This window comes from Nocardia sp. NPDC051990 (assembly GCF_040680755.1).
Lineage (GTDB): Bacteria > Actinomycetota > Actinomycetes > Mycobacteriales > Mycobacteriaceae > Nocardia.
Map to the genome: position 1 here is coordinate 16,364 of NZ_JBFAXH010000024.1, position 25,890 is coordinate 42,253.

Consider the following 25,890-nt stretch of genomic DNA (forward strand, 5'->3'; position numbering starts at 1 on the left):
ACGGCCCGTGCGTTCCTAGGCAATGGCGCTGGTCACCGCGTCGACGAGATTGCGGGCCCGCAGGTCCAGGGCGCCTTCGATGATGTAGTTGGTGACGTAGGCGAAGGCGATGCCCGTGTCCGGATCGGCGAAGGCCAGCGAGCCGCCGCGGCCCGTATGGCCAAAGGAATTGGGGCCGCCGAGTACGAAACCTTCGGTGGGGAGCATGTATCCGGTGCCGAAGCGGTCAGGCAGCATCAGGACGCGGTCGATGCCCGCGGCCTGCTCGCGGGTCGCGGCGGCGAGGGTTTCGGGAGTCAGCAGGCGGACGCCGTCGACCTCGCCGATGGTCGCCGCGTAGAGCCGGGCGAGACCGCGTGCGGTGCCGATGCCATTGCTGGACGGGATCTCGGTGGCGTGCACCGCTGGATCATTGAAATCGATATCGGCCGGATCGGTGACCTCGAAGGCGCGGTTGACCAGCGCCTGCGGATCACGCATCGCGATGACCATCGGCCGGAATTCCGCCGGGATCAACTCGTCCGGGATCGACGCCAGATCGACCTTCGGCGCGAACACGAGTCGGCTGACGCGGTGCCGTTCGGATTCCGGCAAACCGATGAAGAAGTCGACACCGAACGGTCCCGCGATATCCTCGGCCAGAATCCGCCCGACGGTGCGCCCCGTCGCCCGCCGGATCACCTCACCGACAAGCCAGGCGAAGGTGCGACCGTGGTATCCGTGCGCGGTGCCAGGCGGCCAATTCGGCGTCTGCGCGGCGAGCGCATCCACCATCGGACTCCAGGCCAGCGCATCCACCAGCGGTACCGGCTTGTCCAGCGCCGCCAAGCCCGCCTGATGGGTCAACAACCAGCGCACCGGGATATCGCCCTTACCCGCGGCCGCGAACTCCGGCCAGTACTGCGTGACCGGCGCATCCAGGTCGAGCTCACCACGCTGGGCGAGCAGATGCGTGATGGTCGCCGTGACGCCCTTGGTCACCGAATAGACCAGCTGCACTGTGTCACGCTCCCACGGCCGCGCACCCTCCGGATCGGCTAGCCCACCCCACAGATCCACCACCGCCTGCCCATTCCTATACACCGCCACCGCCGCACCGACATCCCCCTGCTCGGCGAAGCTCGCTGCGAACACCTCTCGCACCGCCTCGAACCCGGACGCGACAATTCCATCGATGACCATGTGCGCCAGCATGTCACACACCGCATCCCGCCCGCGGTTCGAGCTACGACGGACGTTCGGAGCGCGGCTGGCCATGGGCCCATACCGTTGACTGCCGTGCTCGTGTTGGACACCATGAGCACCGAGACCCAGACCCGCCCAAGCTCTCGGACGCTCATTGAATGAGGGAGAGCGATGCTGATCGTCGTAGATGCCGCCAATGTCGTGGGCTCGCGCCCCGATGGCTGGTGGCGCGATCGTGCGGGTGCCGCTCGGCGATTGCTCATGCGGCTGAGCACATTGGAACAGCACCTCACCCAACCCGCCGAAGTGGTCGTCGTGCTCGAGGGCGCCGCCAAGGCCGCGGCATCGGATGAGTTCCAGGGCGTGCGCGTGGTGCTGGCGGATGGTTCGGGAGACGATGCGATCGTCGACGTCGTGGCCGCGGCCACCGAAGCGGACCGGGTCACCGTCGTCACGGCCGATCGTGGACTTCGCGATCGAATCGAAGCCCTCGGCGCCGAATCGGTGGGCCCTCGCTGGCTGCTGGATCGCATCGACCCCTGACCTGTCGGATCCGACTGGTAGACAAGAAGAAGCGTCGCCGAACCCGGAGGTCAACCGTGCCCAACGAACTCGAGGAACTGTCCTATGCGCGTTATCTCACGCCGCTGGAGAGCGATCTCGAACCCGAGGGCGACTACGACTGTGTGCACATCACCGGCACCGACATCGATGACATCGAGGCGGGTAATTCCAGGTTCTCCGAAACCGTCTTCACCTCGCTCGCAATCAACCGCGGCAGCCTGCGATTCTCCCGCTTCACCGATGTCTGGCAGCGCAACGTGCGCTGGGTCGGCACCGATCTGTCCGATACCTCCTGGCAGGACGTCGAATTGATCGCCGGTGCACTGTCCGGCGTCGATGCAGGTGGTGCCAACTTGCGTCGAGTGCGCTTCGAGGGCTGCAAATTCGACTCGGTGAACTTCCGCAAGACCAAACTGCGCGAGGTGCAATTCGTCGATTGCGTGCTGCGCCATGCCGACTTCGGTGACGCCGAGCTGACCAAGGTCTCCTTCCCCGGCACCACCGTGGAGGGCTTGCTGCTCAACCGCGCCCGATTGCAGCAGGTCGATCTGCGCGGTGCGGCGCACCTGGACATCGCCGAGGGGCTCGATGCCTTGCGCGGGGCAACCATCACCCGGCTCCAACTGCTCGATCTGGCACCCGAGTTCGCCAAGGCGATCGGTATTACCGTCCGCGACTAGTACTGCTTGCGGTGCGGCACGAATTCCAAGGTGAGCAGCGCCGCAGCGGCGAGCAGCACCTCGCGCCATCGGATCAGCACGAACCGCTGATCCGACATCGCTCGGAACTTGCGCAGGAATCGGTACAGCGATTCCAGGCGGATCAGCGGGTCACCCAGGTGCGCGAGGACATAGATCAGCTTCCCGGTCCGCGATCGCTCCTTCTCGGCGAACAGTTCCGGGAAGGGGGCGAACGCCAATGAGATCCGCTCGATGCCCTGCGCGCGGGCATGGTCGACGAGATCGATGATCATTCGCTCGTCCAGTCCATTCGGGGCATCCTTGCGCCGCCACGGCACATCCAAGCTGAGCTCGCGGCCCAGCCCGGAGACGCCATAGCGCTGGAAGCCGGCCACCCGTCCGTCCGCATCCCTGGCCAGCACCAGCAGCATGCCCGGATTCCGCCCGTCGAGCAGATGGTCGAGGATCATCGAGAAGCCACGATTCTGTCGACCGGTACGCCATGCGTCGACGATCTCCAGTAGTTCGGCCCGCAGCGGTTCGGTCAGTTCGGTCTCATTGATGACTTCGGTGGTCACGCCGAAATTCCGGGTGCGGCTCACGGCCTGACGCAGATTGCGGAAGGAGCGCCCGACCATCGCGAATGTCGCGACATCGATGACCACGTCGTGGCCGACCGGAATCGCGCGCAATCCGCGATGTTCGATCGCTCGATGGCGCCACATCTCGGCCAGGTCCGGACTGGCGCCGAGCACTGCGACCCGCCAGCCGTGATTCGCCGCGAATTCGGAGAAGTCCGTGAGCAGTACCGGGAATTCGGCGCGATCGCCAATCGGATCACCGGCAACAACCGCGACCCCGAAGCGGGCTCGGTAGCCGATCGCCGCGGTCGAATTCGCGTTGAAGTAGTAGGACTTGGACGAATGCAGCGCGAAGGCGGCGAGTGGATCGCGTTGAGTTCGGCCGACGAGTTCGGCGACCCGATACAACTGCTCGGGCTGGGGCCGACTCGTCTGGGGCAGCATCAAGATGAATCCCGTTGCAGCCAGGAAGACGAATCCGAAGCCTGGATGCGAGGCGCGATAGGCGGCATTGGCCGCCGCCAGCACGAAGACCGCGACGGTGAAATGCGGCAGGGTGATCGGCCGACGCAGATGCAGTCCGCGCACCACGAAGAGCCCGGCGATCGATACGGCGACGAACCAGCCGTGGTCCTCCCCGGGCGCGGCGCGACCGGCCTCATAGACCAGCGCTACGCTCATCAGCAACAGGGCAATGGAGATCACCGGACGGACGGCCGGTGTGGTGGTGATCGAGACATCGCGGTACCCCGCGAGTGTGGAATTCCGCGCCGCCGTTTCCCGTCCCTCAGCCACGTCTGCACCCCATTAGGCCGATGGGTCCCAACAGGTTCCCCATGTGGTCCTCCCGATGATCCTGTACACGCAACAATATTCGAAACATGGGATGAGTGCTCGAACATTCCTGGCGCACCAAGATCGTAGGAGTCCACTGGTGATCGCCCGGCTACCGCGCCGGGCTGTAGATGGTGCCGTCGGCAGCTCGGACCAGGGGATGAGCGCCGCCGTTGGTCGCTGTTATCGAGTATGCCACCAGCGTGAATACGGACAACGGCTTTCCGTGGTTCGGACCGTCGCAGTCGAAGCGGCGGAAGACCGAGTGAATGCCTATGCGAGACCGGCTCCGGTAGTTCGACGTGAGCACCGGCCATAGTCGACAGCTACTGTGCAGCGATCCGCATATCAATCGCGTCTCGCGATCTGTCGACCGGTGGTCATATGCGCGTCTGAGACGGAGACCGGGATCTATAGACAACAGTGTTCATAATTGTCTATCGTCTTGGTTCATGACGAAGTTCGACGGCAAGAGCTGCCTGGTCACCGGAGCGGCAAGTGGATTGGGCCGCAGTACGGCGCTGGCGGTTGTCGCCAAGGGCGCATCGGTCATCCTGACCGATATCGATGATGTCGGACTGCAGCACACCGCCGATGAGGTACGTGCGCGCGGCGGTGTTGTGCACCTGGCCGCACCCGCCGATGTCAGCGATTACGACGCAGTGGTCGCGCTGGCCGCGAAGGCGCACGCCGAGGTGAACAGCGTCGATATCGTGATGAATGTGGCAGGCATTGCCACCTGGGGGACCGTCGATCGGCTCACGCACAAGCAGTGGCGGCGCACCATCGATATCGATCTGATGGGCCCGATCCATGTGATCGAGGAGTTCGTACCGCGAATGATCGAGGTCGGGCGTGGCGGACACTTGGTGAATGTTGCCTCGGCCGCGGGTCTCTTGGGACTGCCCTGGCATGCGCCCTACAGCGCGGGCAAGTTCGGATTGCGCGGCGTCTCGGAGGTGCTGCGTTTCGATCTGCGGCAGCACCGGATCGGTGTCAGTCTGGTCTGCCCCGGTGCGATGGCGACACCGATGGTGGACAGCGTGGATATCGCCGGCGTCGATCGGCAGGGCGCGGCGGTGCAGCAGGCGGTCGCGCTGTTCATGCGGCATGCGGTCACGCCGGAGCAAGCGGCCCGATCGATCGTGCGCGGGGTCGAGCGCAATAAGTACATGGTCTATACCTCGCCCGATATCCGGGTCGGCTATCTCGCGCAGCGCTACTTCCCGCCGTCCTACAACCTCGCGATGTGCGGGCTGAACTGGGCGATGAGCCGCTATATCGACAAGGCGCCCACATCGACCAAGGTGTAATCGAAACGGTGCTGCGCGATGGCGACCAGCACCGCCGCGGCCGTCTCGACATGGTGCAGATCGGGAGTCCAGATCAAGTCGGTGAACGGCTTCTGCTGCCCCGGTGGCGGTTCGGGGCCCTCGATGAGTCCGATACCGGCACCGAGCCGGGCCCGACGCCAAGTGCGACGGCGCGGCAATCGACCTCCGATTTCGCCGCCCGGCCCGATGGGCGGAAAACCCGAATTCCCTTCCGTACTCCCGCGATCGGGAGCACCTGCGGAGTAGATGAAGGGGGGCGGTGGCGGAGATTCACCTATCGACGACCATGTGCAACGGGGGGACGTGGCTACGGCGGTTCGCTGGGACGACTTCGGGTGCCATCGGCGCGGTCGCCGTCGTAGTCGTGGTGTTGTGTGCTCGTGGGGTTGACGTCGCGTGATCAATTGAGCGGCAAGATCGCTCGGCGCGAAGCTGGCCGCCCGCAACTCCGGAATCCGGGCCGGCGCGAATCTGGGTGGTAAGCAGGTGTGCGTCACCCGAACCACCGGACCTGCGCTACAAAGAGTGAGACCATGCAGTTACTCATGCTCGCCGAAATCGGTGGTGAATTTGCCGCATGTTGGATGCCGCATTGATCTGGCTGCGCGTGGGTAAAACACTGACAACACATGGGGCGTGGCTCGGCGCCAACCTCGATCAGGACGGAGTACGAACCGGTTTGGAGCGCTGCTATCGCGACCTCGCCCGCGAAACCGGAGATATGTGGGCTCGATTCGAGCTGGTGGATCGTGCCATTGCGATCCGGCCGAGGACGAACCTATGACCCAGCCCGAGACCGAGGTACAGCCGTGGTGCCCGGAATGCGCGGCACCGGTCGCAATCGCCGACCGGTTCTGCGAGGCCTGCGGCCGCGATCTCGGCGCCCGGCGAATCGCGCTGCCGCGGCCGGATCCGGATGCGACACCGCCGTGTGAGGGCTGCGGCGGCACCCGCTACGAATCCGGCGGTTACTGCGGCGGCTGCGGTCAATTGCGTCCGCAACCGGATCGATTCGAGGCCGATCTCGGTGCGCTGTATGTGATGACCGATCGCGGTATCGTGCACGCGCGCAACGAGGATGCGGTCGCCGCCGCGGTGCTGGAAGACGGGGCCGAATGCCCGATCGTCACGGTGATCGCGGTCAGCGACGGCGTCTCCACCTCCGAGGATGCGCAGGCGGCCTCGGGCACGGCCGTGCGGGCGGGTGTCGATGCCTGCCTCACCGCACTGGCCGAAGCACGCTCGGGCGCGGCGGTGGTCATGGCCGGGCTCGCGGCCGCGTCGCAGGCCGTCCGCGATATCGCGACACACGACGGCCACGCTCCATCGTGCACCTATGTTTCGGCCATCGTGCGCGGATACGGCGGCGACGGTGTGGAGATCACCGTCGCGAATATCGGTGACAGCCGGGCATACTGGTTGCGGGGCACCGGCATCGAGCCGATCGCGGGCGGGAATCTGCCATCAGCCCGGCTGACCGTCGACGACTCGTGGGCCCAGGCACTCGTCGATGCTGGTGCGATGGACGAGCAGTCCGCGATGCAGGATCCGCGGGCACATACCTTGCTGCGCTGGCTCGGTGCGGACAGCGCGGACATACCGTGGTCGGACCGATGTGTGAATACCTTTCACACCACGGGTCCCGGGGTGCTGTTGCTGTGCAGTGACGGACTCTGGAACTACGTATCCGATCCGACGGCGCTCGCGCGGATGGTCAGCGGGTTATCGTGCGAGGACGCGGCGCGTGCGCTGGTCGAATTTGCACTACGGTCCGGGGGGAGCGACAACATCACTGTCGCGCTGGTGCCGATCGGGCCATCGGTCGATGTAGGAGAAGCGCAGTGAGTTCCCTTGCGAATAAGCGTATTTCGGTAGCGATAGACCAGAACGAATATCTGGCCGAGGGCCCTCGGCCCGAATCAGCGGGCGCGTCGCGCATTACACCGGACAAGCCGAACTCGCCCAAGTCGTGCAGGAAGGGTTGAGTGCGTGCAAGAACGGTGATGTGGAGACATCGACAGCGAAGCTGCGGCGTGCGGTCGAGGTAGGTGGACGAGCGCAATGGCACAGTGCGATTGCGCGCCAGGGTCGGAGACCGCGGACGAAATGGCCTTGGACGCACGCTCGACCAAGACGGCGCTGGTACGCAATGGTTGCGGACGACATAGACGAGCGAGGCCGGTGTGCATTCGGGCCAGCGCTTGCCGAGCAGGAGGCCGAGTTCCTTGTTGGTGCGCGGCTTTTCGTCCAGCAGGTCGGTTCCGACCGCGATCAGCGCGGTCATGTCGATGTTCGCGATGGGCTTGCCGTGCGTGTGGTCATCGACGGATTGCTGCGCAACGACTCCGACGTGCAACCGGAATGCGCACGTCCATCCGACCGTGCGGACCGCGGTCGATACTGGACCAGATGAGCGCGCTCCGGGCAGGCGCATATTCCCCGGTGCATGCTGGGAGCATTGTCCTGATGGGAACAGACATTGACGGCGCAATCGAGAGTCGCTCGGCCGACGGGTATTGGAAGGTGGAGGTCGACCTTCTGGATTTCCGGCTGGGGCGGGACTACAACGCGTGGGACTGTCTCTTCGGCGTCTGCGGGGTGGAGGAGCTCCGTCCGCTCTTCTCGCATAGAGGGTTGCCCAGCGACGTCTCGGATCCGGTGTGGGAGAACTCTGCCGAGGACTACCAGCACGGCCATACGTACGCCACGTGGGCTGAAGTCGCTGCGGTCGACTGGGACGCGCCACTTGCCGACGGCCCTGCCTTCTACTTTGTAGGCGAGTGGCGGCCGGGCGAGGACGGCGAACTTGTCCTGTACGACACCGTATGGAATAGGGGTGATCTGGTCGACGCGGCGGGAGACACCTTCGGTGGGGATATGGTCCTCGCACCGCCCGCGTGGCCGCCGGGTGGTGAGGTGTGTCTCGAGGGCGTGGTGTACCGTCCCGTGGTCCTGACTGCGAGGATGTTCGCTCCTCCGGACGAGGGGCGCTGGGCTCGGGTCTGGACGGCGATGCGGGATCTCGCTGCCGAGCATGGGGATGACAGCGTTCGCCTGGTCGTCTGGTTCGGCTGAGTGCTCATGAGGATCGGCTACAGCCGCGTGTCCACTGAGCCCGAGCGGATTGGGTGGTTCGGGGCAGGGGTGGAGCGAGTGTCGATGCCTTGTGCGTTCATGATCGGTCCGGCAGGAGAGTTCGGCATCGATGGCGATCGGTGGGTGCCCCTGCACGCGAGCATCGAAGGATGGATCGAATCGGTTGCGCTGGCTCACCATGCGTCCCGCTGGGCCCCGCAGATCAGCACGATTCGCGGTGATGCGATCGACGAGCTGCCATTGAGCACCTTCGAACCTGTGATCGAGATTCGCGGCCTGGCCGATACCTGGTGGCGAGGCCCGGATTCGCTCATTGCGATCCATACCTGAGAGGCCGAATGCTTCGACGCATCAAGGCTCCGAGTTGCCCGCGTCTACACCGGCCTCGATGAATGGGGACTGAGCGGAGGCCGGTGAACGCGCCGCGCGACCGTTACCGCGAATGCGGCGATTCCGCGCCCGAGGTTCGGCGATGATTCCAACGGCCCGGGTGGGTACACTCCCGATTTCCTGTCGGTGACCTGCGACGGTGTCTGGTTGATCGACGTGCGCCCCGGGGACCGGATCGAGGAAGCCGATCGAATGCGGTTCGTCGCTGCGGCCGAACTCGTTTTGTCTTGCGGTTGGCGCTGGCGCAGTAGCAGCTCAGATATCCTCTTGCAACACCTCATCGATGCGCCGCATGACATGGGAGCGCCAGCCGGCATCCATGATCGTGCGGGCCTTCTGCTGGAGCGGGTGGTCCGGATCGAATCCAGCGTGTTCCAAGAACAATCGGGTGCCTTTGCCCTCGGGCTCCAGCGTCCAGGTGATCGTCCAATCGGCGCCGTGCTCGGCATTCGGGTCGGCATCGCGCCAGCCGACGCGCAGCATCCGCTCTAATTCAAAGGCCAGCACCTCGGCCCCGATCACACCGGAAAAGCCCGTCGCCGGAACGGCTCTCGCATCGATGATGTAGCGATGCCCGACCTCGAGCCGGAAGTCGGACGGCATGAACCACCGCGCGAGCAACTCCGGTTCGGTCAGCGCGCGCCACACCTTCGCCGATGGGTGCGCAAGGAATTCGTCCACATGAATGGTGGTCGGATCGTCGGTCATTCCTACTCCTCGTCCATGGTGTCCAACAGTTCACGCAGCCCGGCCAACTTCTCGCGCCAGAACCGCTCGAACGGGTGCAGCCATTCCTGAATCTCGTACAGCGGGGCCGCTTCGAGCTGATACAACCGTTGCCGCCCGACCTTGTTCTCACTGACCAACTCCGCCTCCCGCAGCACCCGCAGATGTTCGGAGAAGCTCGGCCGCGCCATGTCGAAGTGCGCGGCCAGATCGGTCACCGGCTGTGGCCCGCCCTCGCGCAGCAGCCGCAATACCTCACGCCGAACCGGACTGGCCAGCGCCGCGAAGACGCGACCCTCGGGCGGCAACGCCGCCACCCTGCTACTCATGAGCTCGAATATAGGTAGGAAAACTCCTACGCGTCAAATAGCCGGAGAACCGGGACCGATCGGTCGGTTACTATGCGCGTAGTATGTGGTCATGGGGTTCGAGTGGCCGGACTGGGCGTTCGCGCACCTGATCGGCATCAGACCCCGGGAGGTACGCCAAGTCCTCGAAGGCGCACGACGCTGGCCGCGGATCGCCGATGACGGGCACGTGACGGTGTTGTCGGTCTGGGGTCGCACGGGTACCGGGCGTCCGCTGATCGTGGCGACGCGCCAACAGGATCAGTGGACCTGGCTGATCATCGGCGCTCGGGAAATGCGCGCCGACGAACTGAAAATGTTCGAGAAGTGGGAACAGGAGAACGGGTGATGAGCGAGAAGGATTTCCCGTCCACCCCGGACGAAGTGGCGGCGTTCATGGATCGGCTGACCTTCAGCGACGAACCGGTCCCGCCGGAAAAGGCGCCACCGCCGCTCGCCCCCGGTGACGACATCGTCGTGACCAGCTCGATTCGCATGCCGCTGGAGCTGCACACCCGGGTCAAACAGCTCGCCGACAGTCGAGGCATCGGCATGTCGACGCTGATCAGGGAGTGGATGGAGGCGGCAATCGCCGAACTCGATGGCGATCAGCTCATTTCGCGTGCCGACGCGGTGCGTGCGCTATCGCGACTGCATCCGATCCACCGCGCGAGCTGAGCGACGTCGCAGGTCGGGCAGCTGATCCTGTCCGGGTTCGTTCAGAGCTGGCCGATGATCAGGCCAGCGGCGGTGTTCGCAGCGGCCCGTCGTTGGGGTGAGGTCATCGTCTCGCAGAGGGCGAACCTGCTACGGCAATCAAACGTTTAGAGGGGACCGCGTGTTTTGCTGGGTTCGGCCCGGTCGAACACGTCCACAGTCATCCCGCCCCGAACGTCCGTGGTAACCATCGCAGCAACCGAGGCTGTGGATTCAATGGGCGGGGTCAGGGTAAGGGGCGTCCGGCGGCGTTGGGGACGCGTACTGCGCCGATAGTCTGAAGGTGCTCGCGCAGCAGGTCGCCGTGTTGGCCGAATATCTGCTCGTCTGTATCGACCGCGATGCGAACCGCCTTGCGCACCAATGCCCGCCCGTCGTCGGCGAGGTCCAGTCGCAGTACGCGCGCGTCCTCGACGTCCGGCGTGCGCCGCAGCAGCCCGCGATCCTGCAGGGCGCGCAGGACTTTCGACGCCATCATCCGGTCGGTGCCGGACATATCGGCGACTTCCTAAGGTTGTAGCTGTCACCGAGTGCGCTTGGGCCCGAAGACCGGTCGCGACAGGTTGTCAGTTCGGTGAACCTGGTTCTTGCGCGGCAGTGATGAGGATGGTTGCGGCGGTGCAGGCATGGTGGGCTGCGGCTCCGGTGTGGTCGACGAGCCCGCGAGTCTTGACGCCGTTGTAGAGCAGCAGTAGTTGACGCGCCAGGTCGAGCGGCCGGATAGCACCGGCCTCCGTGGCCAGTTTCTCGAACACCTCGAGCATGCGGTTGTCGTGTGTGGTGAGGGCCTGGTGGGCGGGGTGGTCGGCGGAGAGGAACGACGCGGCACTGTTGACCAGGATGCAGCCGTGATAAGCCGGATCGGGCAGATCGGCGACGAGGAGATCGAATGGCGTCAGCAGGCGCCTGATCGGGTCGCCGTTGCGCCGTTCGAGTTCGGCGTCCAGTTCGATGAACCACTCGTCGCTCGCCGTGGTCAGCACGGTGTCGATGAGGGCGTCCTTGGATTTGAAGTGCGCGTACACAGTCGGTTTGGCGACGTTGGCGCGTTGGGTGACAGCATCAATCGACACGTGGTAGCCCTCGGCGTAGAACAGCTCGCGGGCGGCTGTCAGTAATCGATCGCGGGCGGGGAGACGCTGCATCATGCATCAAATTCTAACTGGTTAGTTCAGTCTGCTAGCCTCCTCACTGATCTAACCGGTTAGTTCAGTGAGAGGTGCAGGATGCGTGCTTTGGTCTACGACCCCGCTGCCGGGTTCGGCGTCCGTTTCGACGAGGTCGACGAGCCGCGACCACAGCGTTCGCAGGTGGTGATCGATGTCGAGGTCGCTGCGGTGAATTTCGGGGAGCTCGCATTCACTGCCAGGCAGCTGCGGCCGGGGCAGGTCTTCGGCAAGGACGCCGCAGGTGTGGTGGTGCGTGCCGCGGACGATGGTTCGGGGCCGCCGGTCGGGACGCGTGTGACCTCGTTCGCGGGGACTGGCGGCTGGGCCGAGCGCCGGGCCGTGGACACCGCCGATCTCGCAGTGGTCCCCGGCACGGTCGATCTGGCGGCGGCTGCCGCCGTCCCGGCGGCCGGTGTCACGGCTCTGCAAGCGGTGCGGCGGCTCGGGCCGCTGCTGGGCCGCCGGGTGCTGGTCACCGGGGCATCTGGGGGTGTCGGCCGGTTCGCCGTCCAACTGGCGGCTCGGGCCGGTGCCCATGTCGTTGCCTTGGTAGGACGGCCCGAACGCGGTGAGGGGCTGCGGGAGCTCGGGGCTGCCGAGGTTCTGTCCGGGTCAGCGGTTCCGGACGAGCCGGTCTTCGGCGTGCTCGACAATGTCGGGGGTGCGGTGCTGGCCGAGGCGTTCGCGAGGCTGGAGGACGGTGGTCTCGCGCTGGCGATCGGGATGGCCGCGCGCGAGGACACGGTCCTCGATCTCGAGCAGATGCGGATGCGCGGCGGAATCCGGCGTCTGGAACCGTTCGCGGTGTCGGGGCCTTTCGGACCTGATACCGCCTACCTGATCGACCTGCTGAACGGTGGTGCCCTCGATCCGCAGATTGGGTGGCACGGTTCCTGGGACCGCGTTCATGAAGCGGTCGACATGCTGTTCAGCCGCCGGGTTCCAGGCAAAGCCGTACTGACGATCGACTGAGCGATCCTGACGGGCCGCTCCTTGCGGCCTGAGCCGATTGTGCTGTGGTGACGCGCCGTGCTCGTTGTTGTCGGGCATGGTGTTTCGGTGAATTGCCGCGTGTCGCGGATCGGCGTGGTCTTGGATGTCGCGGGTGAACGTGACGTCAACGCCGGTGTGGTCGCATTCGTGCAGCTGGGGCGAACTGGCCACGCCGGCAGTGATTTCCGAGGCGGCGGTCGGTGGTCTTGTGCTGGATGGAGACTGGCCGGGCCTGTGGACGGCGACCTGCTGCAACGAGGCGGGTGAGGTGACGGCACCGGTGCGGTCAGCGAGATGGTTCTATCGGTGATCTGTGATGTCGTTCATCGGTGGAAGTTGGCGTCGGTCGGGATCGGGAGATGTTCGTATCGGCGAATTTTGACGCTGTGATCTTGGTTGCGGTGCAAGGATCGGTGTGCATGGTCTCGGGTCTGGTCCTGGTGGAAGTGAGCCGCCGTTGACTCGTCAGTCGAAGGTCGAGCTGTATGCCGCGATACGTCGGGGTGCTCGGGCGGGATGTCGGGCGAGCATTGCAGGTCGAGTACAGGTGGGGCGCACGGGTTCTGGCCGACGAAATATAGTGTGGCCGGCGCAGCGGAAGTCGTATCCGCATCGGGGTTCGAAGTCGGACCTGTTCGTCGCGATCCGGACTACGGTGGAGGGACGGCCCCCTACCGGTTCGTCGCGAGCGCGGTGGCGATGATTTCCGCGCTGTCGGCGTGCAGAGCTTGGGCCGCGGACTTACCCGTCGCCGCGAGGTAGGCGTCGACCAACCTGTTGCCGGCGGAATACCCCGCTCCCGTCGGCAATCCGACCGGGGTCACGCCCAGGTGCTCGGCGATGGTGTCGCCGAGCACCCAGGCCATGAAGTTCTGCATCCCGGTGGTATTCAGTCCGGAAACAACTTTCGTGAACGACTCGTCGTCGTGCAAGCTCGGCACGCCGAGGCGAGCGTAGCCGAGGTCGTCACCATAGAGTTCGCGAGCGAATGCGTCGGCCAAACCCTCGCCCACCACATGCTCACCGACGGTGACCGTCATCGGGTCCCACACCACACCGCCGGGGCTGTAGCGCAGGTTGTGGTGGAGTTCGTGCACCGCGGTGCACTCCAGGCGCTCCAGGTTCTGCGGGTAGGGCCACAAGGTGATCGTGATGTAGCCGGAGATACCACCGAAGCCGGTGACGCCCAGACTCGGGCCCATGAAGTTGGTGTCACCCGGGTCACCGAGCACAAGGAGCACAGTGATGTCCGGCGCTTGGAATCCTGGTGTCGCGGCGAGCAATACGGCTGCCGCGTCGTCGACCGCCCGCTGCATGCGCTTCCAGGCATCGGCCGTCGCGAGCGTTTCGAGGGCGTCGAGGCAACACTGTCCGTCGCGGTCGAGCGGGAACCCGGCCGACTGCCGGTGGAACGCCACCAGGTCGACCTCTCCCGGGAAGTACCGGTACATCCCGGTCGTCGGTTCGAGCATTGCCCGCAGCATGCCTTCCCGATCGACCACCGGTGCTTGCAGGATTTGCTTCATAGTCGAGTAGGAGTCGAGAACAGTGATCGTCACCGGCCCGACGGTAAACCCTGACGTAGCGTGAGGTGCAACCCGAGCCAAATCCCGGTGGGTCACAGGCTGTACTGCGGGCCACCCGAGTTCGAGCGTTCCAGAACCACCGAGCTGCTGTTCGCCACCACTTCCTTGGACTATTCGGTCGTCCAATGACGTCAAATTTCGCCGTCATACTGCCGTCGCTGACCCGGCCGCCGACGCCCAAATTCGCCGACGAACGACACCTGAATTCACTGGCATAACCAGCGGGGGAATGGGGTGACCACGACGCCAGTAATCGGATACCCGGGCTCGACGCTGGCGGCGGCGGCAGAGCAGGTCGGTGGCGCGGTGTTCGTGGCGGCGCTTCGCGACTACAGGGTGTACCCGGTCGTCGCTGCCGATCGGGCCGTCGCAGGTGTGTTGCTGGCCCGTGACGAACGAGATGCTGCCCGCGCTGAACGCAACTTCAGACTGCGCTGACCCAGTGCGCTGCGATTGCGGTGCGCCCGTCGATGTTGCTGATGATGGAAGCGTTATTGGCCTGATCGCCGATGGCCTTCGCGTAGAGGCTCACGACGTCGCCTGCGTTGAAGGCGGCCAGGACCGTCTGTCCAGCGGTGGCCTGGCTCGTCAGATTCGCGGCGCCAGCGTCACCGGCCAGTGCTTGAGTGCCGTCGATGGGGCTCTGCCCCTTGTACAGGACTGTGCTGGCCCACTGAGCTGTGTTCGCGGCGCCCAAATTGATCACCGAACGAGCGTGGTAGGAGATCTCCCACACACCGGCAAAGGGGATCGTGATCGTTAGGCCCGACGGGTGGATCTGCGTATAGGTAGCGGTGAGGGCTTGGTTGATGTCGAGCGGGATGGTCTGGACCCACATCTTGGAGAGTCCCTGCTGGGGAGTCGTCATGCATGATCAGAATGACGGAATCGATCAGTTGAATTCCCTCCACCCCAAGCCCTTTCGCTATGCGGTGCGCTAAACCACTGCGGCATGCGGGGTCTCGGCAACATCGCCATCCACGCCGCCGCATCGGGGTCATTCGCTCCGGAACCCGGTTTGGGACACGCAACCTCACCAGTCCGGAATCCCAACAAGTTTTCGAAACTCGGCAACCATGGGATTCCATGGGCGGCAAGCACTTCCCCAACCTCTGTCTTGAAACCATGGTTTTGAGACACAGACGTTCCACTTCCAAGGAAGTGGAACGAATAGCTGGGCGGACGTCCGCCGAAATCGGTTGTCGAGCACAGCCAGGATGGCTCGATGACAGTTTCCGCGGACGACCGCGCCGGAATCGACGCGGACCTGGTCGAACGCCTGATCGCGAGACAATTTCCGCAATGGAGTCCACTACCGGTCACTCCGGTGGACAACGACGGGTGGGACAACCGCACCTACCGCCTGGGCGAGGACATGACCGTCAGGCTGCCGACCGCGGCCGGCTACACGCCCGCCGTCGCCAAGGAAAGCCGCTGGTTGCCGCGATTGGCTCCCTCGCTGCCGATACCGGTGCCGACCATCTTCGCTCATGGCGCACCCGACCTCGGCGAGATTGCCACGCGCCTCGCAACCCAGGTCATTCCAGCGATACCTGCCACCCTCTAGACTTCAACGACCTCCGGTCGATCCCGACCGGAAACCCTGGGGAGGAACACGAACTGTGAGCGGTGAATCGACGACACCGTCATCTGCGGGGCCGCTGGCCAGCGCGATAAAGGACGCTCAGGATGGCAAGCTGACCGTCAGTTTCAGCAACGAAGTGCGCGTAAACGCCGACGAGTTCGTATACATCGAACGCGACTGCCAGGCTTTCAAAGACGAGATACAGGCTCTTCAGACGATCGCACACAGGATCTCGGACCGAAAGAACCGGGGTCTCAGCGAGACGACGGATGGCATGACCTCGGCCAGCACGCTGGTGGCTCGCTTTCGTGGCGACGACATCCAAAACCTCCACCGCACAATCGCCCAGAAATACGTCGAGCAGGATCAGGAATTCGCCGCTCGCTACAACGAGTTGAAGGCGAATGTAGAAAACAGCCAGATCGGTACTCCAACCCAACTCGGCGTGACAACGCCCCCGGCCATCGGTGCCTCGAAATGACCGATTCGAACGAGCCCTCGAAGATTGCCGGCGGCGGTGAAAATGTCGACAGCTGGAATCACTGGAAGATCTATAACGCGTTCACTCCGCTGAATACAACCGAAGCGAACAACGGCTCCGGTGAGTATGCCCAGATCGCCACGCGATGGGCTTCGGCAGCGGAACTTTTCGCCAACCGGATCAATCATTCGAGTTCGGCGGCCTGGGACGGCGCTGCTGCGAAGAGTTCGCGAGACGCGATCAGCAAATACGCCAAGAGCGCCTTGGACCTGACGACACCGCTACAGAACCTCGCCGACCGGGTGTCAGCGGCGGCCAAGGGCGTCAACGATACCCAAAACGCCGTGGACAAACCGCCGGACGGGGGATCGTGGTACAACCCGAAGAGTTGGAATCTGGGTATCTATCACGGCCCCAATTCTGCTGCGGTTCGCAACGATTGCGAGAGTACCGCCCGGGAAGCCATGCGCAGTCATTACGTCGATACATTTGTATCCGCGGATAAGCAGATTCCGGTGCTACCAGTGCCGAACAGCCCGACCGATCCGTTGTACCAGCCACCCGAAACCAAGAACGACGGCGACACCCCGGGAACAACTGGAAGCGGTGGCGGTAACCCGACGTCCGGGATCGGCAACCAGGGCGACGGCGACCAGGGCAACGGCGAACAGAAGGAAGATTCGCAGCCCGCCACCGATCCGACGACGAACGATTCGCAGGATCCGTCGTCGACTACTCCCACGAGTACCGATTCGTCGTCGCAGACCCCGTCGAGCACCTCTGCTACCCAGCCGAGTTCGGTGACCCCCACGACGAGCACTTCGACGACGCCGAGCAGCTACCCGGGCGGACCAGGCGGCAACAGCAGCTACCCGGGCGGACCCGGCAGCAACAACAGCGGCCTGGGCGGTACGTCGGGCAAGCCTGGCAGCACCGTGCCCGGCACACCGACCGGCACCGGCACGACAGCCAACATGGCACGCGCGGCGACCGCCGGCACCGGCACCTCGGGCATGGCGGGAATGGGTGGAATGGGCGCTGGCCGTGGCCAATCCAAGGGCGAGGACGAGTCCCATCAGCTCCCCGAGTGGCTTCGGAGCATGGAGAACACCGAAGAGTTGCTCGGGCCCGCCCCGAAAACTGTTCCCCGTGGTGTGATCGGCGGCGACCACGCCGAACCCGGATAGACAGCGATTTGATCCCGGCCGCCGGTCGAAATATCGGCGGCCGAAGTGCTTATTACCTGGATTTCGTTGGCCCGCTGCCTGTCCCGAGGTGTCCACACCGTACCCGGGGCGGCACCGGGCCGCCACATGATGTTGATTGGATGACCACGATGGCCGAATGGAGTTGGGAACCAGACGATTTCGCGGCGCTGTGGTACAGCGACGCGAACGACCGGTTCCCGCACCCGCTGCGCTATGTCAGCCGTTTGGCCACCAACGACGAGGTCGCCGCGCATCGGACCACCGTGCGCGCCCGCTACCATATCGAAGAAACCGAGCAGATCAACCTCGCCCTGCGCACCCTCACCACCTCCGAGCTGCGCATCGAAATCGCTGGTGAATCAACGGTTCTCGGCAATGGTGAACCCCGCGAATACCGCGTCCTCGGCGCCCGGACCCCCTATCACGCGGTGATGCTCACCCAGACCGCGGCGGGCGGTGTCGACAGCCCTATCCGCTGTCGGCTGTTCCGCACCGAACAACTAGCGGCACGCTTGGCCGCCATCCTGCCCTCGGTTCCTTCGGGCACCGCCAAACCGGACACCTTCCATGTCGAGGACCTGCGTTCCGGCAATAACGGCCACGGCCATGGCCGCAACAGTCCGCTGGAACGCTTCGATCGTCTCACTCAGCACCGATCCGGTGCGGGCGTCGCCGGCCTGCTCGCCGGATACCTGCACAGCCGCCCGGCCCCCTGGTACGCGATCGGATGGTTCGATACCGAAGGCGACGGTCGATACGTTCAGCAGCAAACCCGCGAACACATCACCGTCCGGCCCGCCACCACCCGCGATCTCACCAATTACTTCGAAACCTGGATCGATCTGGCCCTGAAGCGACTTCGCGGCGATGATCCTGACACCTGGTGACGCGATCGTCGCCGGATTCTCACCATCCGCGGCGACCAGCTGATCTCGCGCGCCGATCCGGGCGCGTGCTGTCGGGACTGCACCCGATCCACCGGACGAGCTGAGTCGGGGAACTTCGGCGGAATATGAGTTGCGCTCGGCTGCGATCATGGTGGATATGGAATCCGCCGTCTATCTGATCACCGGTATCCAGGCCGCCGGGAAGTCCACGGTCGCCGAGGCATTGGCGCAGCGGTTGCCGCGTTCGGCGCATGTGCGCGGGGATACGTTCCGGCGCTTCATCATCGGCGGCCGGGCGGAGATGAGTCCGGAACCGTCCGCGGAGGCACTCGACCAACTGCGGCTACGGCACTCGCTGGCCGCACAGACCGCCGATGCGTATGCCGCAGCCGGATTCACCGCGATCATCCAGGATGTCGTGCTCGGGGAGTTCCTGCCTTACACTGTCGACCGCATCCGGACCCGGCCGCGATATGTGGTGGTGCTCGCGCCGAAACCCGCCGCGGTCGCGGCGCGCGAGGCAGGCCGGGACAAGGTCGCCTACGACGGCTTCACCGTCGACAGCCTGGACGAGGTGTTGCGGACGCAGACCCCGCGCATCGGATTGTGGTTGGACACTTCCGATCTCACCGTGGAGCAGACCGTCGATGAGATTCTCGCACGGGCCCGGCCACTCGACAGCGAAGTCACTGCTCGGTGACTGCGCCCCCACATCCGTGAGCGGAGAGTGTCGTGGCGCAGTCGCGGTCCACCCGCGCTCGATAGATCCGTCAGTTCCTGCAGGTAGAGCCCGTAGCTCATTTCGCGCGCTGATGCGGTGCGTGTGCTGTCGCGACTGCATCCGATCCACCGCGCAAGCTGATCCCTGGGTCCAATACCTGAGTCGAAGACGAGCGGCGCACACGGTCGGCCGGTGCCGCAGCCGCCTCCGGCGCACGGTCGGACGGTGCGGCAGGTGCGAGCCGGGCTGCGGCCAGCCGTGCGAGCGCGGCCTCGGTGAAGACCGACAACCCGAGGTCGGGGTTGTATCCGTGGATTTCCTTGACGTCGAGCTCAGCCAGGAAATACAGGATCTCCCGCGAGAGCACCTGGCCTGGGACCAGCACCGGGAAGCCGGGCGGGTAGGGGACGACGAAGGTGGTGGACACCAGGGTCTTGCCCTTGGCGAGCCGTCGCCCGGCGTCGCCGAGCAGGACGTGTTCGCGGTCGGACTCCTCATACCCGGCGTAGAAGGCCGATCGCATGTCGCCGAACGAGCTGGCGCCGTCGGGACGGAATACACTGTCGAACTCGCTGAAGTCGGGCAGCGCCGGCAGCTCCTTGGTGATCTCGTCGACCCGGCGCTGGTGCAGGTCGTGATCGGCCTTACCGGCCGCGCTGTGGCTGCGCTCGAAGTCGCTGGCTATCCGACGCAGCACGTCGAGCAGGTAGTGCACGCTCGACCAGGTGACGCCGATCGTGAAGATCAATAGCACGCTGTTGATCGAGGTCTTGTTGATCTGGATACCGAACCGGTCCATCAGGATCTTCTCGCGGAACTCGAACCCGTTCATGCCGGTCTTGCCGATGAACAGCGTGACCCGAGTCGGGTCAAGCACGAACTGATCGGAGCGCCACGCCTCGTTCCACTCCGCCAAACCACCCTGTCTGACCTGCCGGTACGAGCTGACTTCCGAGGGCCGGAACTCATCGGGCACTAGGTCGGCCTCGTCGAGGATACGGAACCATTTGCCGATCAGCCGGTCTTTGCGGACGCGGTGCCGGAAGACCAGCGCCATGTCGTAGACGTTGCGGACCAGCTGGAAGCCCTCGATGTCGACCTGCCGACGCGCCAGGTCCAACGACGCCAGCAGCTGCTGGTTCGGCGATGTGGAGGTGTGGGTCAAAAACGCCTCACCGAACGCCTCGCGGACGAGAGCTTTGAAATCCTGATCGTGAATATGGATCATCGACGCCTGCCGAAGCGCCGACAGCGACTTGTGAGTGGAATGCGTCGCATACACGCGTACCCGCGCGCGCTGGGGGTCGGGAAGCAGCCGGCGGTTGCTCCACTCGGCGCGGTCGACGTCCTGCATCGACGCACGCCACGTGCGGTACTCCTCGGCATACGAGGGCGATGACAATGTCGATTCGAGTTGCGCGGCGGCAACCATCGCGGTCCGCTGCCGTGCCCACGGCACCGCGGTCGCGAACGCGTACCACGCCTCGTCCCACAGAAAGCAAATGTCCGGCTTGATCGCCAGAACCTCCTCCATCACGCGCCGGGGGTTGTAGACGATGCCGTCGAAAGTGCAGTTGGTGAGCAGCAGCATGCGCACTCGGTCCAGTTGTCCGGCCGCCTCGAGGTCCAGCAGCGCCTTCTTGATGGTGTGCAGGGACACCGCTCCATAGATCGCGAACGGCTCGAGCGGGTAGGCGTCGAGGTACATCGGGTACGCCCCGGCGAGCACCAGGCCGTAGTGGTGCGATTTATGGCAATTGCGGTCGATCAGGACGATATCGCCCGGCCGGGTCAGGGCCTGCACGACAATCTTGTTCGCGGTGGATGTTCCGTTGGTGACGAAATACGTCTGATCGGCACACCATGTCCTGGCGGCTTTGTCCATCGCGGTCCTGATCGTGCCGTGCGGGTCCAACAGCGAGTCCAGCCCACCGGAGGTGGACGACGTCTCGGCCATGAAGATGTTGCGGCCGTAGAATTCGCCCATATCCTGCAGCGACTTGGAGTTGAAGATGCTGGCGCCACGCGCGACGGGAAGGGCATGGAATTGGCCGACCGGCGCGGCCGCATAGGCACGCAGCGCATCGAAAAACGGTGTGGCGAACCGGCTTCGGAAGCCGGCGAGCACCGTGCTGTACAGGTCGGTGACATCGTTGAGCCGATAGAACGTGCGGTCGTAGACGTCCGGCTCTTCTTCGGTCTCCGCGGCGATCGACTCGTCGGTGAGCAGATACAGGTCGATATGCGGCCGCAGCTGCCTGATCCACTCGCCGCATTCGACCCAAGTCTGGGTGCGGTCGGTAACGACCACGTCGTCGTTGGCGCCGAGCAACGTGGTCATCAACGGCACTCGGTCGCGGGAACGAAGCGGCAGGTCATGCCGGATGATCGCCGCCTGGATCTCGCCGTTCAACGCGACTGCGGTGATGGCGTCCTCGATGCTCGACACGACAAGCAGCTCGAACTGCACATCGTCGGACGGGTCGCGAAGCGCTCGCAGGCTCTGCGCCAGGCTCTCGGGCGCTTCGGGCGGGGTATCGTCGCCGAGCAGGACGGTGATGAACTGCTGCTGTTTGGCCCGCGCCACGAGTTCCTGATCGGCCAACGGCATGGAGGTGTCGAACACAGCCGCACCGTCGCCGTACTCGGAGAGCAGGCGCACGGCCAGTGACACTTCCTCGGTGAGTCGCACTGTGGCCAGATCGGCGATATATCCGCGAAACGCCGCCAGTCTCGCCGCGCCTGGGTACAGCCAGTACCGCTCGTAGGCACCGAGACGATCGAGGAGGCGCCGCACCCGGGCGACTTCGCGGGTGGTGTCGAGCCCGGCACGGTTGACATCGGCGAGTCGACGGCACGCGTCATCGAGCAGATTCCATGTGTCGATACGCGAGTACGACGGGTTAGCTACCGCCGCCAGCGCGGAAACATTGAGCCCTTTCGGGCGCTCTCCGTCACGGTGCATGTCGTCCGTTTCGCCCCTGGATCGGTGGGCGAAGTGATCCGTCGAGTACGAATAGTCACCTGGATAATCATCCCTGCGAATATTCTGCCCCGCCGTCGAGCAAATTCCTAGCTTGCCGGAAGTCGTAAACGACAGCCCAGGGCCGCCGCACCGATGAGACCGTAGCCCACTCCACCGGGCGCCGAGCGCATCGATGTCACGATCCGCATCCGCGCGCGTCGAACGTCGAATCAGCGGCGCTGCGATCAGTGGTGGCTGGTGTATGCCCGCGCGGCGCGGGTACGCCGCCAACACGGATAGCGATATCGAGGGGCAGCCGTGGTGACGGATATCGAGAGGCGATGAGGCGACCCGTGACCTTCGATGATCAGGAATGGGATCGCACCGCCAGGCAGGAGACCGAAATCGAACGGCTGGACCGCAATTGGGCCAGTCTGGTGCAGGAACTGCGGGTCGTGCAGACCGGTGTGCAGTTCTTGATCAGCGCGCTGCTCATCCTCCCGTTCCAGGCCGGATTCACCACCTTGTCGCAGCCGATGCGACTGCTGTATCTGGGCACCGTCTCAGCGGCGATGGGTGCGACGGTGTTCCTGGTCGCGCCGGTGTCATGGCACCGAATCCTGTTCCGGCGACATCGATTGGGCAATGTCGTGGCCGCGGCGCATCGCTGCGCGATTGCCGGAATCGCGCTGCTCGGACTCGCGCTGACGGGTGCGATGATTCTGGTGATGGATACCGTCGCGGGGACCATCGCCGGTGCGGTGGCGGGTGTGGTGGTCGCGACGCTGTTCGTGGTGGCCTGGGTGGTGGCACCGTGGCGCTGGCGCCATGGCCGTCATGAATCCGGCGGTTGAATCGGAGCGAGCCAGCGTGCCAGACTAAGAGCAGGTTGAGACTACAGCCGACCCTGAGTCCGACGGGAACACACACCACGCGGACTCGGCCAGCGGGAGTGTGTAGCGACACCTGACACAGCACGGCGTCTACCGACGCGTTCTACCGCATCACCGATATCGCACCCTCCCGCCGATTCGATCCTGCCGCGCAGGACCGGTATTCCCTCTGGGAGGTGTGATATGTCAGCCGCTCTTCAGCACCGATCAAACGGTCGGCACCCGGCCGGCGAACGACCCCGCAACCGGTTCTGGTCACAACGGGTGGACCGCCGTAAACAGTGTGTGGTGGTGCGTGCCGAGGGTGAACTCGACGCGGCCGCACTTCCGGAATTCCGCGCTCTGCTCGAACGGGCCGTCACGACCCGGTGCCATGCGGTTGTCCTCGATCTGCGTGCCACCAAATTCCTGAGCATCCGGGTCGCGGCCACGATCGGCGCGATCAAGCAGCACACCGCGCACGGCGGTCCGGATCTGCGGATCGTCTCGGGTCGGCGGGAGATAGACCGGGTGCTCGCGATTACCGGAGTACGCGCTGTATGCTGCGAGTTCCCGTCGATGCGCGCCGCGCTGGACACGTGATGAGGTCTTAAGTCCCTGCTCGAGCCGATATCCGGGTAACGGGCATGATCACAATCCATACTTGCGCTGTGACGCGGAGCGGATCGATTCTTCCCGAGGAAGCAGGCGCGTTGGATCGGGTCATCGGGACGGGTGATCGGCACTGCCGGGTACTACATTGATGTCACCGCCGCGCTCGAGGAGCGCCAGCAGACGCTCGATGACGCGCTGCCCGAACTGTATGCGGCGCGGGCGGTGATCGAGCAAGCGAAGGGCGCGTTGATGCTCGTCTACGGCATCAACGCCCAAACAGGCGTTCCGGGTGCTGAACTGGCGCTCGCAGAGACCAATATCAAACTCCGGGATCTGGCCACTCGGTTGATCGCCGATCTCAGCGCGCCGACCGATTCGATGGCGGAACTGCGCACGCGGTTCGACCATCTGCTGTTGACTGCGCATGAACGGATCGAGGCCGACTGAGTCGAATCCGCACTGGTCACGATGTTTCGATGGTGACCAGCCGGGTAAGTCGCGAATGGTCCCCGACTCGAAGGCAGGTTCGGCGTCGGCTCCGAGGAAAGAGGGTGGTGATGGGCATGGGGGAGTGGAGTTCCCGGTCCGCGGCAGAGAAAACGACGACGATCGGGGTTCGCATCCCCGCCGAGTTGGAGCAGCTGACCATGCTCCGCGCGCTCGCCGAAACCGTCGCGCTCATCGCAGATTTCGCGATCGATGAAGTCGTCGATATCCGGCTCGCACTGGACGAGGTGGCCACATCGTTGATCCTGGAGGCGACACCAGGCTCCACCTTGGACTGCGATTTCACCTACAACGACCACGAGATGTTCGTGCGCGTCGCCTCGGTTGCGGTATCGGAGAAGGTAGTCGGGCAGGCCGGATTCGGCTGGCATATCGTTCGCACTCTGACCCAGTCCATCGCGGCAGCGCAGGAGCCGTTCGACAGCGTGGCCTCCGGCTACCCGACCGTCGTGGACTTCAGCTGGGTGCGAGGTAGTGATGGCGGCTGACTCGAGAGCACACCGCGACAGCTACGACAATATAGAGCCGCTCTTCGAGGAGATCGCCGCCATCGACCCGGCCGACCACCGTCGGAAACTGGTGCGCGAGGAGTTGATCGGCCGATGCCTGCCGCTGGCGGAGCATATCGCGCGCAAATTCTCCGGGCGCGGGGAGAACTTCGACGATCTGCTACAGGTGGCCCGCTTGGGGCTGGTGCAGGCCGTCGACCGCTTCGATGTAACGCGCGGTTCCTCGTTCCTGTCGTTCGCGGTGCCGACAATCATGGGCGAAGTACGCCGGCATTTCCGGGACAACACCTGGGCGGTGCGGGTGCCACGGCGCACCAAAGAGATCCAGCTCACTATCGGCCCAACCATCGAGGCGTTATCACAGCGGATCGGTCGGCTGCCCAGGGCCCGCGAAATAGCCGCGGAACTGAACGTGGACCTGGTCGAGGTCACCCAGGCGCTGATCGCGGGCAATGCCTATCAGTCGAGTTCGATCGACGCGGTGGTCGGCGATGACATCGAGAACGCACCGCAACCACTGCTGGACAGCCTCGGTGCGGATGAGCCCAGCTATCAGTACGTGGAGGACTACCTGGCGGTCCGACCGTTGATCGAGGAACTGCCCGACCGGGAACGCGAGGTGCTGGTCATGCGCTTCTTCGAGTCCAAGACCCAGTCGCAGATCGCCGAACAACTCGGGGTTTCGCAGATGCACGTCTCCCGCATACTGTCCAGAACGCTGGGCAGGTTGCGCGACGCCGCACTGCGCGACTGAAAGGTAAGGAATACGTTGGTGCGCAACGTATTTCGGAGTGATCGGATCTACTGTTTGCCCGGCGTTACGTGCGGGTACGCGAAAAGAAACCGGACTATTGATGCCGACGCAAGGAGGTCGTCATGAACGATCAGCGACGACCGGGCACCCGAGATCCGTACGCCGGACCGGGGGCTTCGAGGTCGCTGAAGAAACCGCCGGAATCAGTCGTTCCTGGCGAGGGCCCGCAGCAGCCCGGTCGCATCGTCGCCACCCGCAATCATGACGTGATCCGGCGCTGGGCGGAGCAGCGCGGTGCGCGCCCGGCCACCATGCCCGGCAGTGAGTACAACGGTCACCTCGGCGTCCTGCGCTTCGACTTCCCCGGATACGGCGGTGCGGTGCTGCGCGCGGTGGGCTGGGACGAATGGTTTGCCGCCTTCGACGCGCGCCGGCTGACATTCCGCTATCAGGAGCGCGGGGCTGACGGGGCACCGAGCAACTTCAACCGGCTGGAGCAGCCCCATCGGGACGAGTTGTGACACGGCCGAAATGTGTCGCATATAACGTTCAACTTGCACAAAACGAAACATCCACTGCCGCAG

Annotated in this window: 32 protein-coding genes; 22 read left to right on the forward strand and 10 right to left on the reverse strand. The window is 64.6% G+C overall.

The window, feature by feature from the left end:
* Window positions 1-15 precede the first annotated feature (15 nt).
* Window positions 16-1,182, reverse strand: coding sequence for a serine hydrolase domain-containing protein (locus AB0L63_RS29375; RefSeq protein ID WP_364507285.1), 1,167 nt, complete (start codon window positions 1,180-1,182; stop codon window positions 16-18).
* Window positions 1,183-1,356: 174 nt separating this feature from the next.
* Between AB0L63_RS29375 and AB0L63_RS29380 the strand changes: the two genes are divergently transcribed.
* Together AB0L63_RS29380 and AB0L63_RS29385 are read left to right on the forward strand one after the other, a co-directional pair.
* On the forward strand, window positions 1,357-1,728 hold the full coding sequence (locus AB0L63_RS29380) for an NYN domain-containing protein (protein ID WP_364507289.1): 372 nt from the start codon (window positions 1,357-1,359) through the stop codon (window positions 1,726-1,728).
* 56 nt (window positions 1,729-1,784) lie between these two features.
* A complete protein-coding gene (locus AB0L63_RS29385) occupies window positions 1,785-2,429 on the forward strand; it encodes a pentapeptide repeat-containing protein (protein ID WP_364507292.1) in 645 nt (214 codons plus the stop codon).
* Here AB0L63_RS29385 and AB0L63_RS29390 read toward each other — a convergent pair.
* The gene (locus tag AB0L63_RS29390) at window positions 2,426-3,805 is read right to left on the reverse strand and encodes a phosphatidylglycerol lysyltransferase domain-containing protein (RefSeq protein WP_364507295.1); all 1,380 of its coding nucleotides are present in this window, start codon (window positions 3,803-3,805) and stop codon (window positions 2,426-2,428) included. The genes AB0L63_RS29385 and AB0L63_RS29390 overlap by 4 nt on opposite strands.
* A gap of 491 nt (window positions 3,806-4,296) precedes the next feature.
* Between AB0L63_RS29390 and AB0L63_RS29395 the strand changes: the two genes are divergently transcribed.
* The gene (locus AB0L63_RS29395; RefSeq protein WP_364507298.1) at window positions 4,297-5,157 is read left to right on the forward strand and encodes an SDR family oxidoreductase; all 861 of its coding nucleotides are present in this window, start codon (window positions 4,297-4,299) and stop codon (window positions 5,155-5,157) included.
* On the opposite strand, the gene AB0L63_RS29400 is transcribed toward AB0L63_RS29395, so the two are convergent.
* Window positions 5,121-5,336: a hypothetical protein gene (locus AB0L63_RS29400; RefSeq protein ID WP_364507301.1), complete on the reverse strand. Its 216-nt coding sequence runs from the start codon at window positions 5,334-5,336 to the stop codon at window positions 5,121-5,123. The genes AB0L63_RS29395 and AB0L63_RS29400 overlap by 37 nt on opposite strands.
* Before the next feature lie 419 nt (window positions 5,337-5,755).
* Between AB0L63_RS29400 and AB0L63_RS29405 the strand changes: the two genes are divergently transcribed.
* From AB0L63_RS29405 to AB0L63_RS29420, 4 genes are all read left to right on the forward strand, one after another.
* Window positions 5,756-5,962 (forward strand): tetratricopeptide repeat protein, encoded by a 207-nt coding sequence (locus AB0L63_RS29405; protein ID WP_364507303.1) that lies wholly within the window; start codon window positions 5,756-5,758, stop codon window positions 5,960-5,962.
* On the forward strand, window positions 5,959-7,023 hold the full coding sequence (locus AB0L63_RS29410) for a PP2C family serine/threonine-protein phosphatase (protein ID WP_364507305.1): 1,065 nt from the start codon (window positions 5,959-5,961) through the stop codon (window positions 7,021-7,023). The genes AB0L63_RS29405 and AB0L63_RS29410 overlap by 4 nt, the downstream gene beginning before the upstream one ends.
* 621 nt (window positions 7,024-7,644) lie before the next feature.
* Complete coding sequence (locus tag AB0L63_RS29415) at window positions 7,645-8,253, forward strand: hypothetical protein (RefSeq protein ID WP_364507307.1); 609 nt, start codon at window positions 7,645-7,647, stop codon at window positions 8,251-8,253.
* A 78-nt stretch (window positions 8,254-8,331) separates the two neighbouring features.
* Entirely contained in the window at window positions 8,332-8,604 is a 273-nt protein-coding gene (locus AB0L63_RS29420) for a hypothetical protein (RefSeq protein WP_364507310.1), read from the forward strand.
* 315 nt (window positions 8,605-8,919) lie between these two features.
* Here AB0L63_RS29420 and AB0L63_RS29425 read toward each other — a convergent pair whose 3' ends face one another.
* Complete coding sequence (locus tag AB0L63_RS29425) at window positions 8,920-9,372, reverse strand: SRPBCC domain-containing protein (RefSeq protein WP_364507312.1); 453 nt, start codon at window positions 9,370-9,372, stop codon at window positions 8,920-8,922.
* A gap of 2 nt (window positions 9,373-9,374) precedes the next feature.
* Window positions 9,375-9,719 (reverse strand): metalloregulator ArsR/SmtB family transcription factor, encoded by a 345-nt coding sequence (locus AB0L63_RS29430; RefSeq protein ID WP_364507315.1) that lies wholly within the window; start codon window positions 9,717-9,719, stop codon window positions 9,375-9,377.
* 91 nt (window positions 9,720-9,810) lie between these two features.
* Between AB0L63_RS29430 and AB0L63_RS29435 the strand changes: the two genes are divergently transcribed.
* Complete coding sequence (locus AB0L63_RS29435) at window positions 9,811-10,086, forward strand: hypothetical protein (RefSeq protein WP_364507317.1); 276 nt, start codon at window positions 9,811-9,813, stop codon at window positions 10,084-10,086.
* Window positions 10,086-10,415 carry a hypothetical protein gene (locus AB0L63_RS29440; RefSeq protein ID WP_364507320.1) on the forward strand — a complete coding sequence of 110 codons (330 nt, stop codon included), beginning with the start codon at window positions 10,086-10,088 and terminating at the stop codon, window positions 10,413-10,415. Before AB0L63_RS29435 ends, AB0L63_RS29440 begins: the two co-directional genes overlap by 1 nt.
* Window positions 10,416-10,680: 265 nt before the next feature.
* Here AB0L63_RS29440 and AB0L63_RS29445 read toward each other — a convergent pair whose 3' ends face one another.
* Window positions 10,681-10,950, reverse strand: a complete 270-nt coding sequence (locus AB0L63_RS29445; protein ID WP_364507323.1) for a MarR family transcriptional regulator — start codon at window positions 10,948-10,950, stop codon at window positions 10,681-10,683.
* A gap of 70 nt (window positions 10,951-11,020) precedes the next feature.
* Window positions 11,021-11,602, reverse strand: coding sequence for a TetR/AcrR family transcriptional regulator (locus AB0L63_RS29450; protein ID WP_364507326.1), 582 nt, complete (start codon window positions 11,600-11,602; stop codon window positions 11,021-11,023).
* A gap of 78 nt (window positions 11,603-11,680) precedes the next feature.
* Here AB0L63_RS29450 and AB0L63_RS29455 point away from each other — a divergent pair, with 78 nt between their 5' ends.
* Complete coding sequence (locus AB0L63_RS29455; protein WP_364507329.1) at window positions 11,681-12,595, forward strand: zinc-binding dehydrogenase; 915 nt, start codon at window positions 11,681-11,683, stop codon at window positions 12,593-12,595.
* Between the two features lie 692 nt (window positions 12,596-13,287).
* Here the strand turns inward: AB0L63_RS29455 and AB0L63_RS29460 are convergent.
* Window positions 13,288-14,175 carry a DUF2268 domain-containing putative Zn-dependent protease gene (locus AB0L63_RS29460; RefSeq protein WP_364507331.1) on the reverse strand — a complete coding sequence of 296 codons (888 nt, stop codon included), beginning with the start codon at window positions 14,173-14,175 and terminating at the stop codon, window positions 13,288-13,290.
* Window positions 14,176-14,436: 261 nt separating this feature from the next.
* On the opposite strand from AB0L63_RS29460, the gene AB0L63_RS29465 reads away from it, so the two are divergent.
* Window positions 14,437-14,640, forward strand: a complete 204-nt coding sequence (locus AB0L63_RS29465) for a hypothetical protein (RefSeq protein WP_364507333.1) — start codon at window positions 14,437-14,439, stop codon at window positions 14,638-14,640.
* On the opposite strand, the gene AB0L63_RS29470 is transcribed toward AB0L63_RS29465, so the two are convergent.
* A complete protein-coding gene (locus AB0L63_RS29470) occupies window positions 14,627-15,070 on the reverse strand; it encodes a hypothetical protein (protein ID WP_364507335.1) in 444 nt (147 codons plus the stop codon). The two genes, AB0L63_RS29465 and AB0L63_RS29470, sit on opposite strands and share 14 nt — an antisense overlap.
* A 357-nt stretch (window positions 15,071-15,427) precedes the next feature.
* On the opposite strand from AB0L63_RS29470, the gene AB0L63_RS29475 reads away from it, so the two are divergent.
* The 5 genes from AB0L63_RS29475 to AB0L63_RS29495 all read left to right on the forward strand — a co-directional run bounded on the left by AB0L63_RS29475 (window position 15,428) and on the right by AB0L63_RS29495 (window position 19,063).
* Complete coding sequence (locus AB0L63_RS29475) at window positions 15,428-15,769, forward strand: phosphotransferase (RefSeq protein ID WP_364507337.1); 342 nt, start codon at window positions 15,428-15,430, stop codon at window positions 15,767-15,769.
* Window positions 15,770-15,824: 55 nt separating this feature from the next.
* On the forward strand, window positions 15,825-16,268 hold the full coding sequence (locus AB0L63_RS29480; protein WP_364507340.1) for a hypothetical protein: 444 nt from the start codon (window positions 15,825-15,827) through the stop codon (window positions 16,266-16,268).
* On the forward strand, window positions 16,265-17,455 hold the full coding sequence (locus tag AB0L63_RS29485) for a hypothetical protein (protein WP_364507343.1): 1,191 nt from the start codon (window positions 16,265-16,267) through the stop codon (window positions 17,453-17,455). Before AB0L63_RS29480 ends, AB0L63_RS29485 begins: the two co-directional genes overlap by 4 nt.
* Before the next feature lie 140 nt (window positions 17,456-17,595).
* Window positions 17,596-18,363, forward strand: coding sequence for an ESX secretion-associated protein EspG (locus tag AB0L63_RS29490; RefSeq protein ID WP_364507346.1), 768 nt, complete (start codon window positions 17,596-17,598; stop codon window positions 18,361-18,363).
* Window positions 18,364-18,511: 148 nt separating this feature from the next.
* A complete protein-coding gene (locus AB0L63_RS29495) occupies window positions 18,512-19,063 on the forward strand; it encodes an AAA family ATPase (protein ID WP_364507349.1) in 552 nt (183 codons plus the stop codon).
* A 97-nt stretch (window positions 19,064-19,160) separates the two neighbouring features.
* On the opposite strand, the gene AB0L63_RS29500 is transcribed toward AB0L63_RS29495, so the two are convergent.
* Window positions 19,161-22,049 carry an aminotransferase class I/II-fold pyridoxal phosphate-dependent enzyme gene (locus AB0L63_RS29500; RefSeq protein ID WP_364507352.1) on the reverse strand — a complete coding sequence of 963 codons (2,889 nt, stop codon included), beginning with the start codon at window positions 22,047-22,049 and terminating at the stop codon, window positions 19,161-19,163.
* Between the two features lie 353 nt (window positions 22,050-22,402).
* Here AB0L63_RS29500 and AB0L63_RS29505 point away from each other — a divergent pair, with 353 nt between their 5' ends.
* From AB0L63_RS29505 to AB0L63_RS29530, 6 genes are all read left to right on the forward strand, one after another.
* The gene (locus tag AB0L63_RS29505) at window positions 22,403-22,903 is read left to right on the forward strand and encodes a DUF6328 family protein (protein ID WP_364507355.1); all 501 of its coding nucleotides are present in this window, start codon (window positions 22,403-22,405) and stop codon (window positions 22,901-22,903) included.
* Window positions 22,904-23,125: 222 nt separating this feature from the next.
* On the forward strand, window positions 23,126-23,524 hold the full coding sequence (locus AB0L63_RS29510) for an STAS domain-containing protein (RefSeq protein ID WP_364507357.1): 399 nt from the start codon (window positions 23,126-23,128) through the stop codon (window positions 23,522-23,524).
* 132 nt (window positions 23,525-23,656) lie between these two features.
* The gene (locus AB0L63_RS29515) at window positions 23,657-23,983 is read left to right on the forward strand and encodes an ANTAR domain-containing protein (RefSeq protein WP_364507359.1); all 327 of its coding nucleotides are present in this window, start codon (window positions 23,657-23,659) and stop codon (window positions 23,981-23,983) included.
* Window positions 23,984-24,093: 110 nt separating this feature from the next.
* Window positions 24,094-24,531, forward strand: coding sequence for an anti-sigma factor (locus AB0L63_RS29520; protein WP_364507362.1), 438 nt, complete (start codon window positions 24,094-24,096; stop codon window positions 24,529-24,531).
* Window positions 24,521-25,306, forward strand: coding sequence for an RNA polymerase sigma factor SigF (locus AB0L63_RS29525; protein ID WP_364507365.1), 786 nt, complete (start codon window positions 24,521-24,523; stop codon window positions 25,304-25,306). The genes AB0L63_RS29520 and AB0L63_RS29525 overlap by 11 nt, the downstream gene beginning before the upstream one ends.
* A gap of 122 nt (window positions 25,307-25,428) precedes the next feature.
* Window positions 25,429-25,827 (forward strand): hypothetical protein, encoded by a 399-nt coding sequence (locus AB0L63_RS29530; protein WP_364507368.1) that lies wholly within the window; start codon window positions 25,429-25,431, stop codon window positions 25,825-25,827.
* The last annotated feature ends 63 nt before the right edge of the window (window positions 25,828-25,890 follow it).

Bases quoted from the DNA above. Each gene is read 5' to 3' on its own strand.
- AB0L63_RS29395 (WP_364507298.1), top strand. From the start codon at position 4,297: ATGACGAAGTTCGACGGCAAGAGCTGCCTGGTCACCGGAGCGGCAAGT.
- AB0L63_RS29485 (WP_364507343.1), top strand. From the start codon at position 16,265: ATGACCGATTCGAACGAGCCCTCGAAGATTGCCGGCGGCGGTGAAAAT.
- AB0L63_RS29490 (WP_364507346.1), top strand. From the start codon at position 17,596: ATGACCACGATGGCCGAATGGAGTTGGGAACCAGACGATTTCGCGGCG.
- AB0L63_RS29415 (WP_364507307.1), top strand. From the start codon at position 7,645: ATGGGAACAGACATTGACGGCGCAATCGAGAGTCGCTCGGCCGACGGG.
- AB0L63_RS29440 (WP_364507320.1), top strand. From the start codon at position 10,086: ATGAGCGAGAAGGATTTCCCGTCCACCCCGGACGAAGTGGCGGCGTTC.
- AB0L63_RS29495 (WP_364507349.1), top strand. From the start codon at position 18,512: ATGGTGGATATGGAATCCGCCGTCTATCTGATCACCGGTATCCAGGCC.
- AB0L63_RS29500 (WP_364507352.1), bottom strand. From the start codon at position 22,049: ATGCACCGTGACGGAGAGCGCCCGAAAGGGCTCAATGTTTCCGCGCTG.
- AB0L63_RS29520 (WP_364507362.1), top strand. From the start codon at position 24,094: ATGGGCATGGGGGAGTGGAGTTCCCGGTCCGCGGCAGAGAAAACGACG.
- AB0L63_RS29530 (WP_364507368.1), top strand. From the start codon at position 25,429: ATGAACGATCAGCGACGACCGGGCACCCGAGATCCGTACGCCGGACCG.
- AB0L63_RS29425 (WP_364507312.1), bottom strand. From the start codon at position 9,372: ATGACCGACGATCCGACCACCATTCATGTGGACGAATTCCTTGCGCAC.
- AB0L63_RS29510 (WP_364507357.1), top strand. From the start codon at position 23,126: ATGTCAGCCGCTCTTCAGCACCGATCAAACGGTCGGCACCCGGCCGGC.
- AB0L63_RS29475 (WP_364507337.1), top strand. From the start codon at position 15,428: ATGACAGTTTCCGCGGACGACCGCGCCGGAATCGACGCGGACCTGGTC.
- AB0L63_RS29445 (WP_364507323.1), bottom strand. From the start codon at position 10,950: ATGTCCGGCACCGACCGGATGATGGCGTCGAAAGTCCTGCGCGCCCTG.
- AB0L63_RS29525 (WP_364507365.1), top strand. From the start codon at position 24,521: ATGGCGGCTGACTCGAGAGCACACCGCGACAGCTACGACAATATAGAG.
- AB0L63_RS29405 (WP_364507303.1), top strand. From the start codon at position 5,756: ATGTTGGATGCCGCATTGATCTGGCTGCGCGTGGGTAAAACACTGACA.
- AB0L63_RS29435 (WP_364507317.1), top strand. From the start codon at position 9,811: ATGGGGTTCGAGTGGCCGGACTGGGCGTTCGCGCACCTGATCGGCATC.
- AB0L63_RS29470 (WP_364507335.1), bottom strand. From the start codon at position 15,070: ATGACGACTCCCCAGCAGGGACTCTCCAAGATGTGGGTCCAGACCATC.
- AB0L63_RS29410 (WP_364507305.1), top strand. From the start codon at position 5,959: ATGACCCAGCCCGAGACCGAGGTACAGCCGTGGTGCCCGGAATGCGCG.
- AB0L63_RS29455 (WP_364507329.1), top strand. From the start codon at position 11,681: ATGCGTGCTTTGGTCTACGACCCCGCTGCCGGGTTCGGCGTCCGTTTC.
- AB0L63_RS29450 (WP_364507326.1), bottom strand. From the start codon at position 11,602: ATGATGCAGCGTCTCCCCGCCCGCGATCGATTACTGACAGCCGCCCGC.
- AB0L63_RS29430 (WP_364507315.1), bottom strand. From the start codon at position 9,719: ATGAGTAGCAGGGTGGCGGCGTTGCCGCCCGAGGGTCGCGTCTTCGCG.
- AB0L63_RS29380 (WP_364507289.1), top strand. From the start codon at position 1,357: ATGCTGATCGTCGTAGATGCCGCCAATGTCGTGGGCTCGCGCCCCGAT.
- AB0L63_RS29375 (WP_364507285.1), bottom strand. From the start codon at position 1,182: ATGGTCATCGATGGAATTGTCGCGTCCGGGTTCGAGGCGGTGCGAGAG.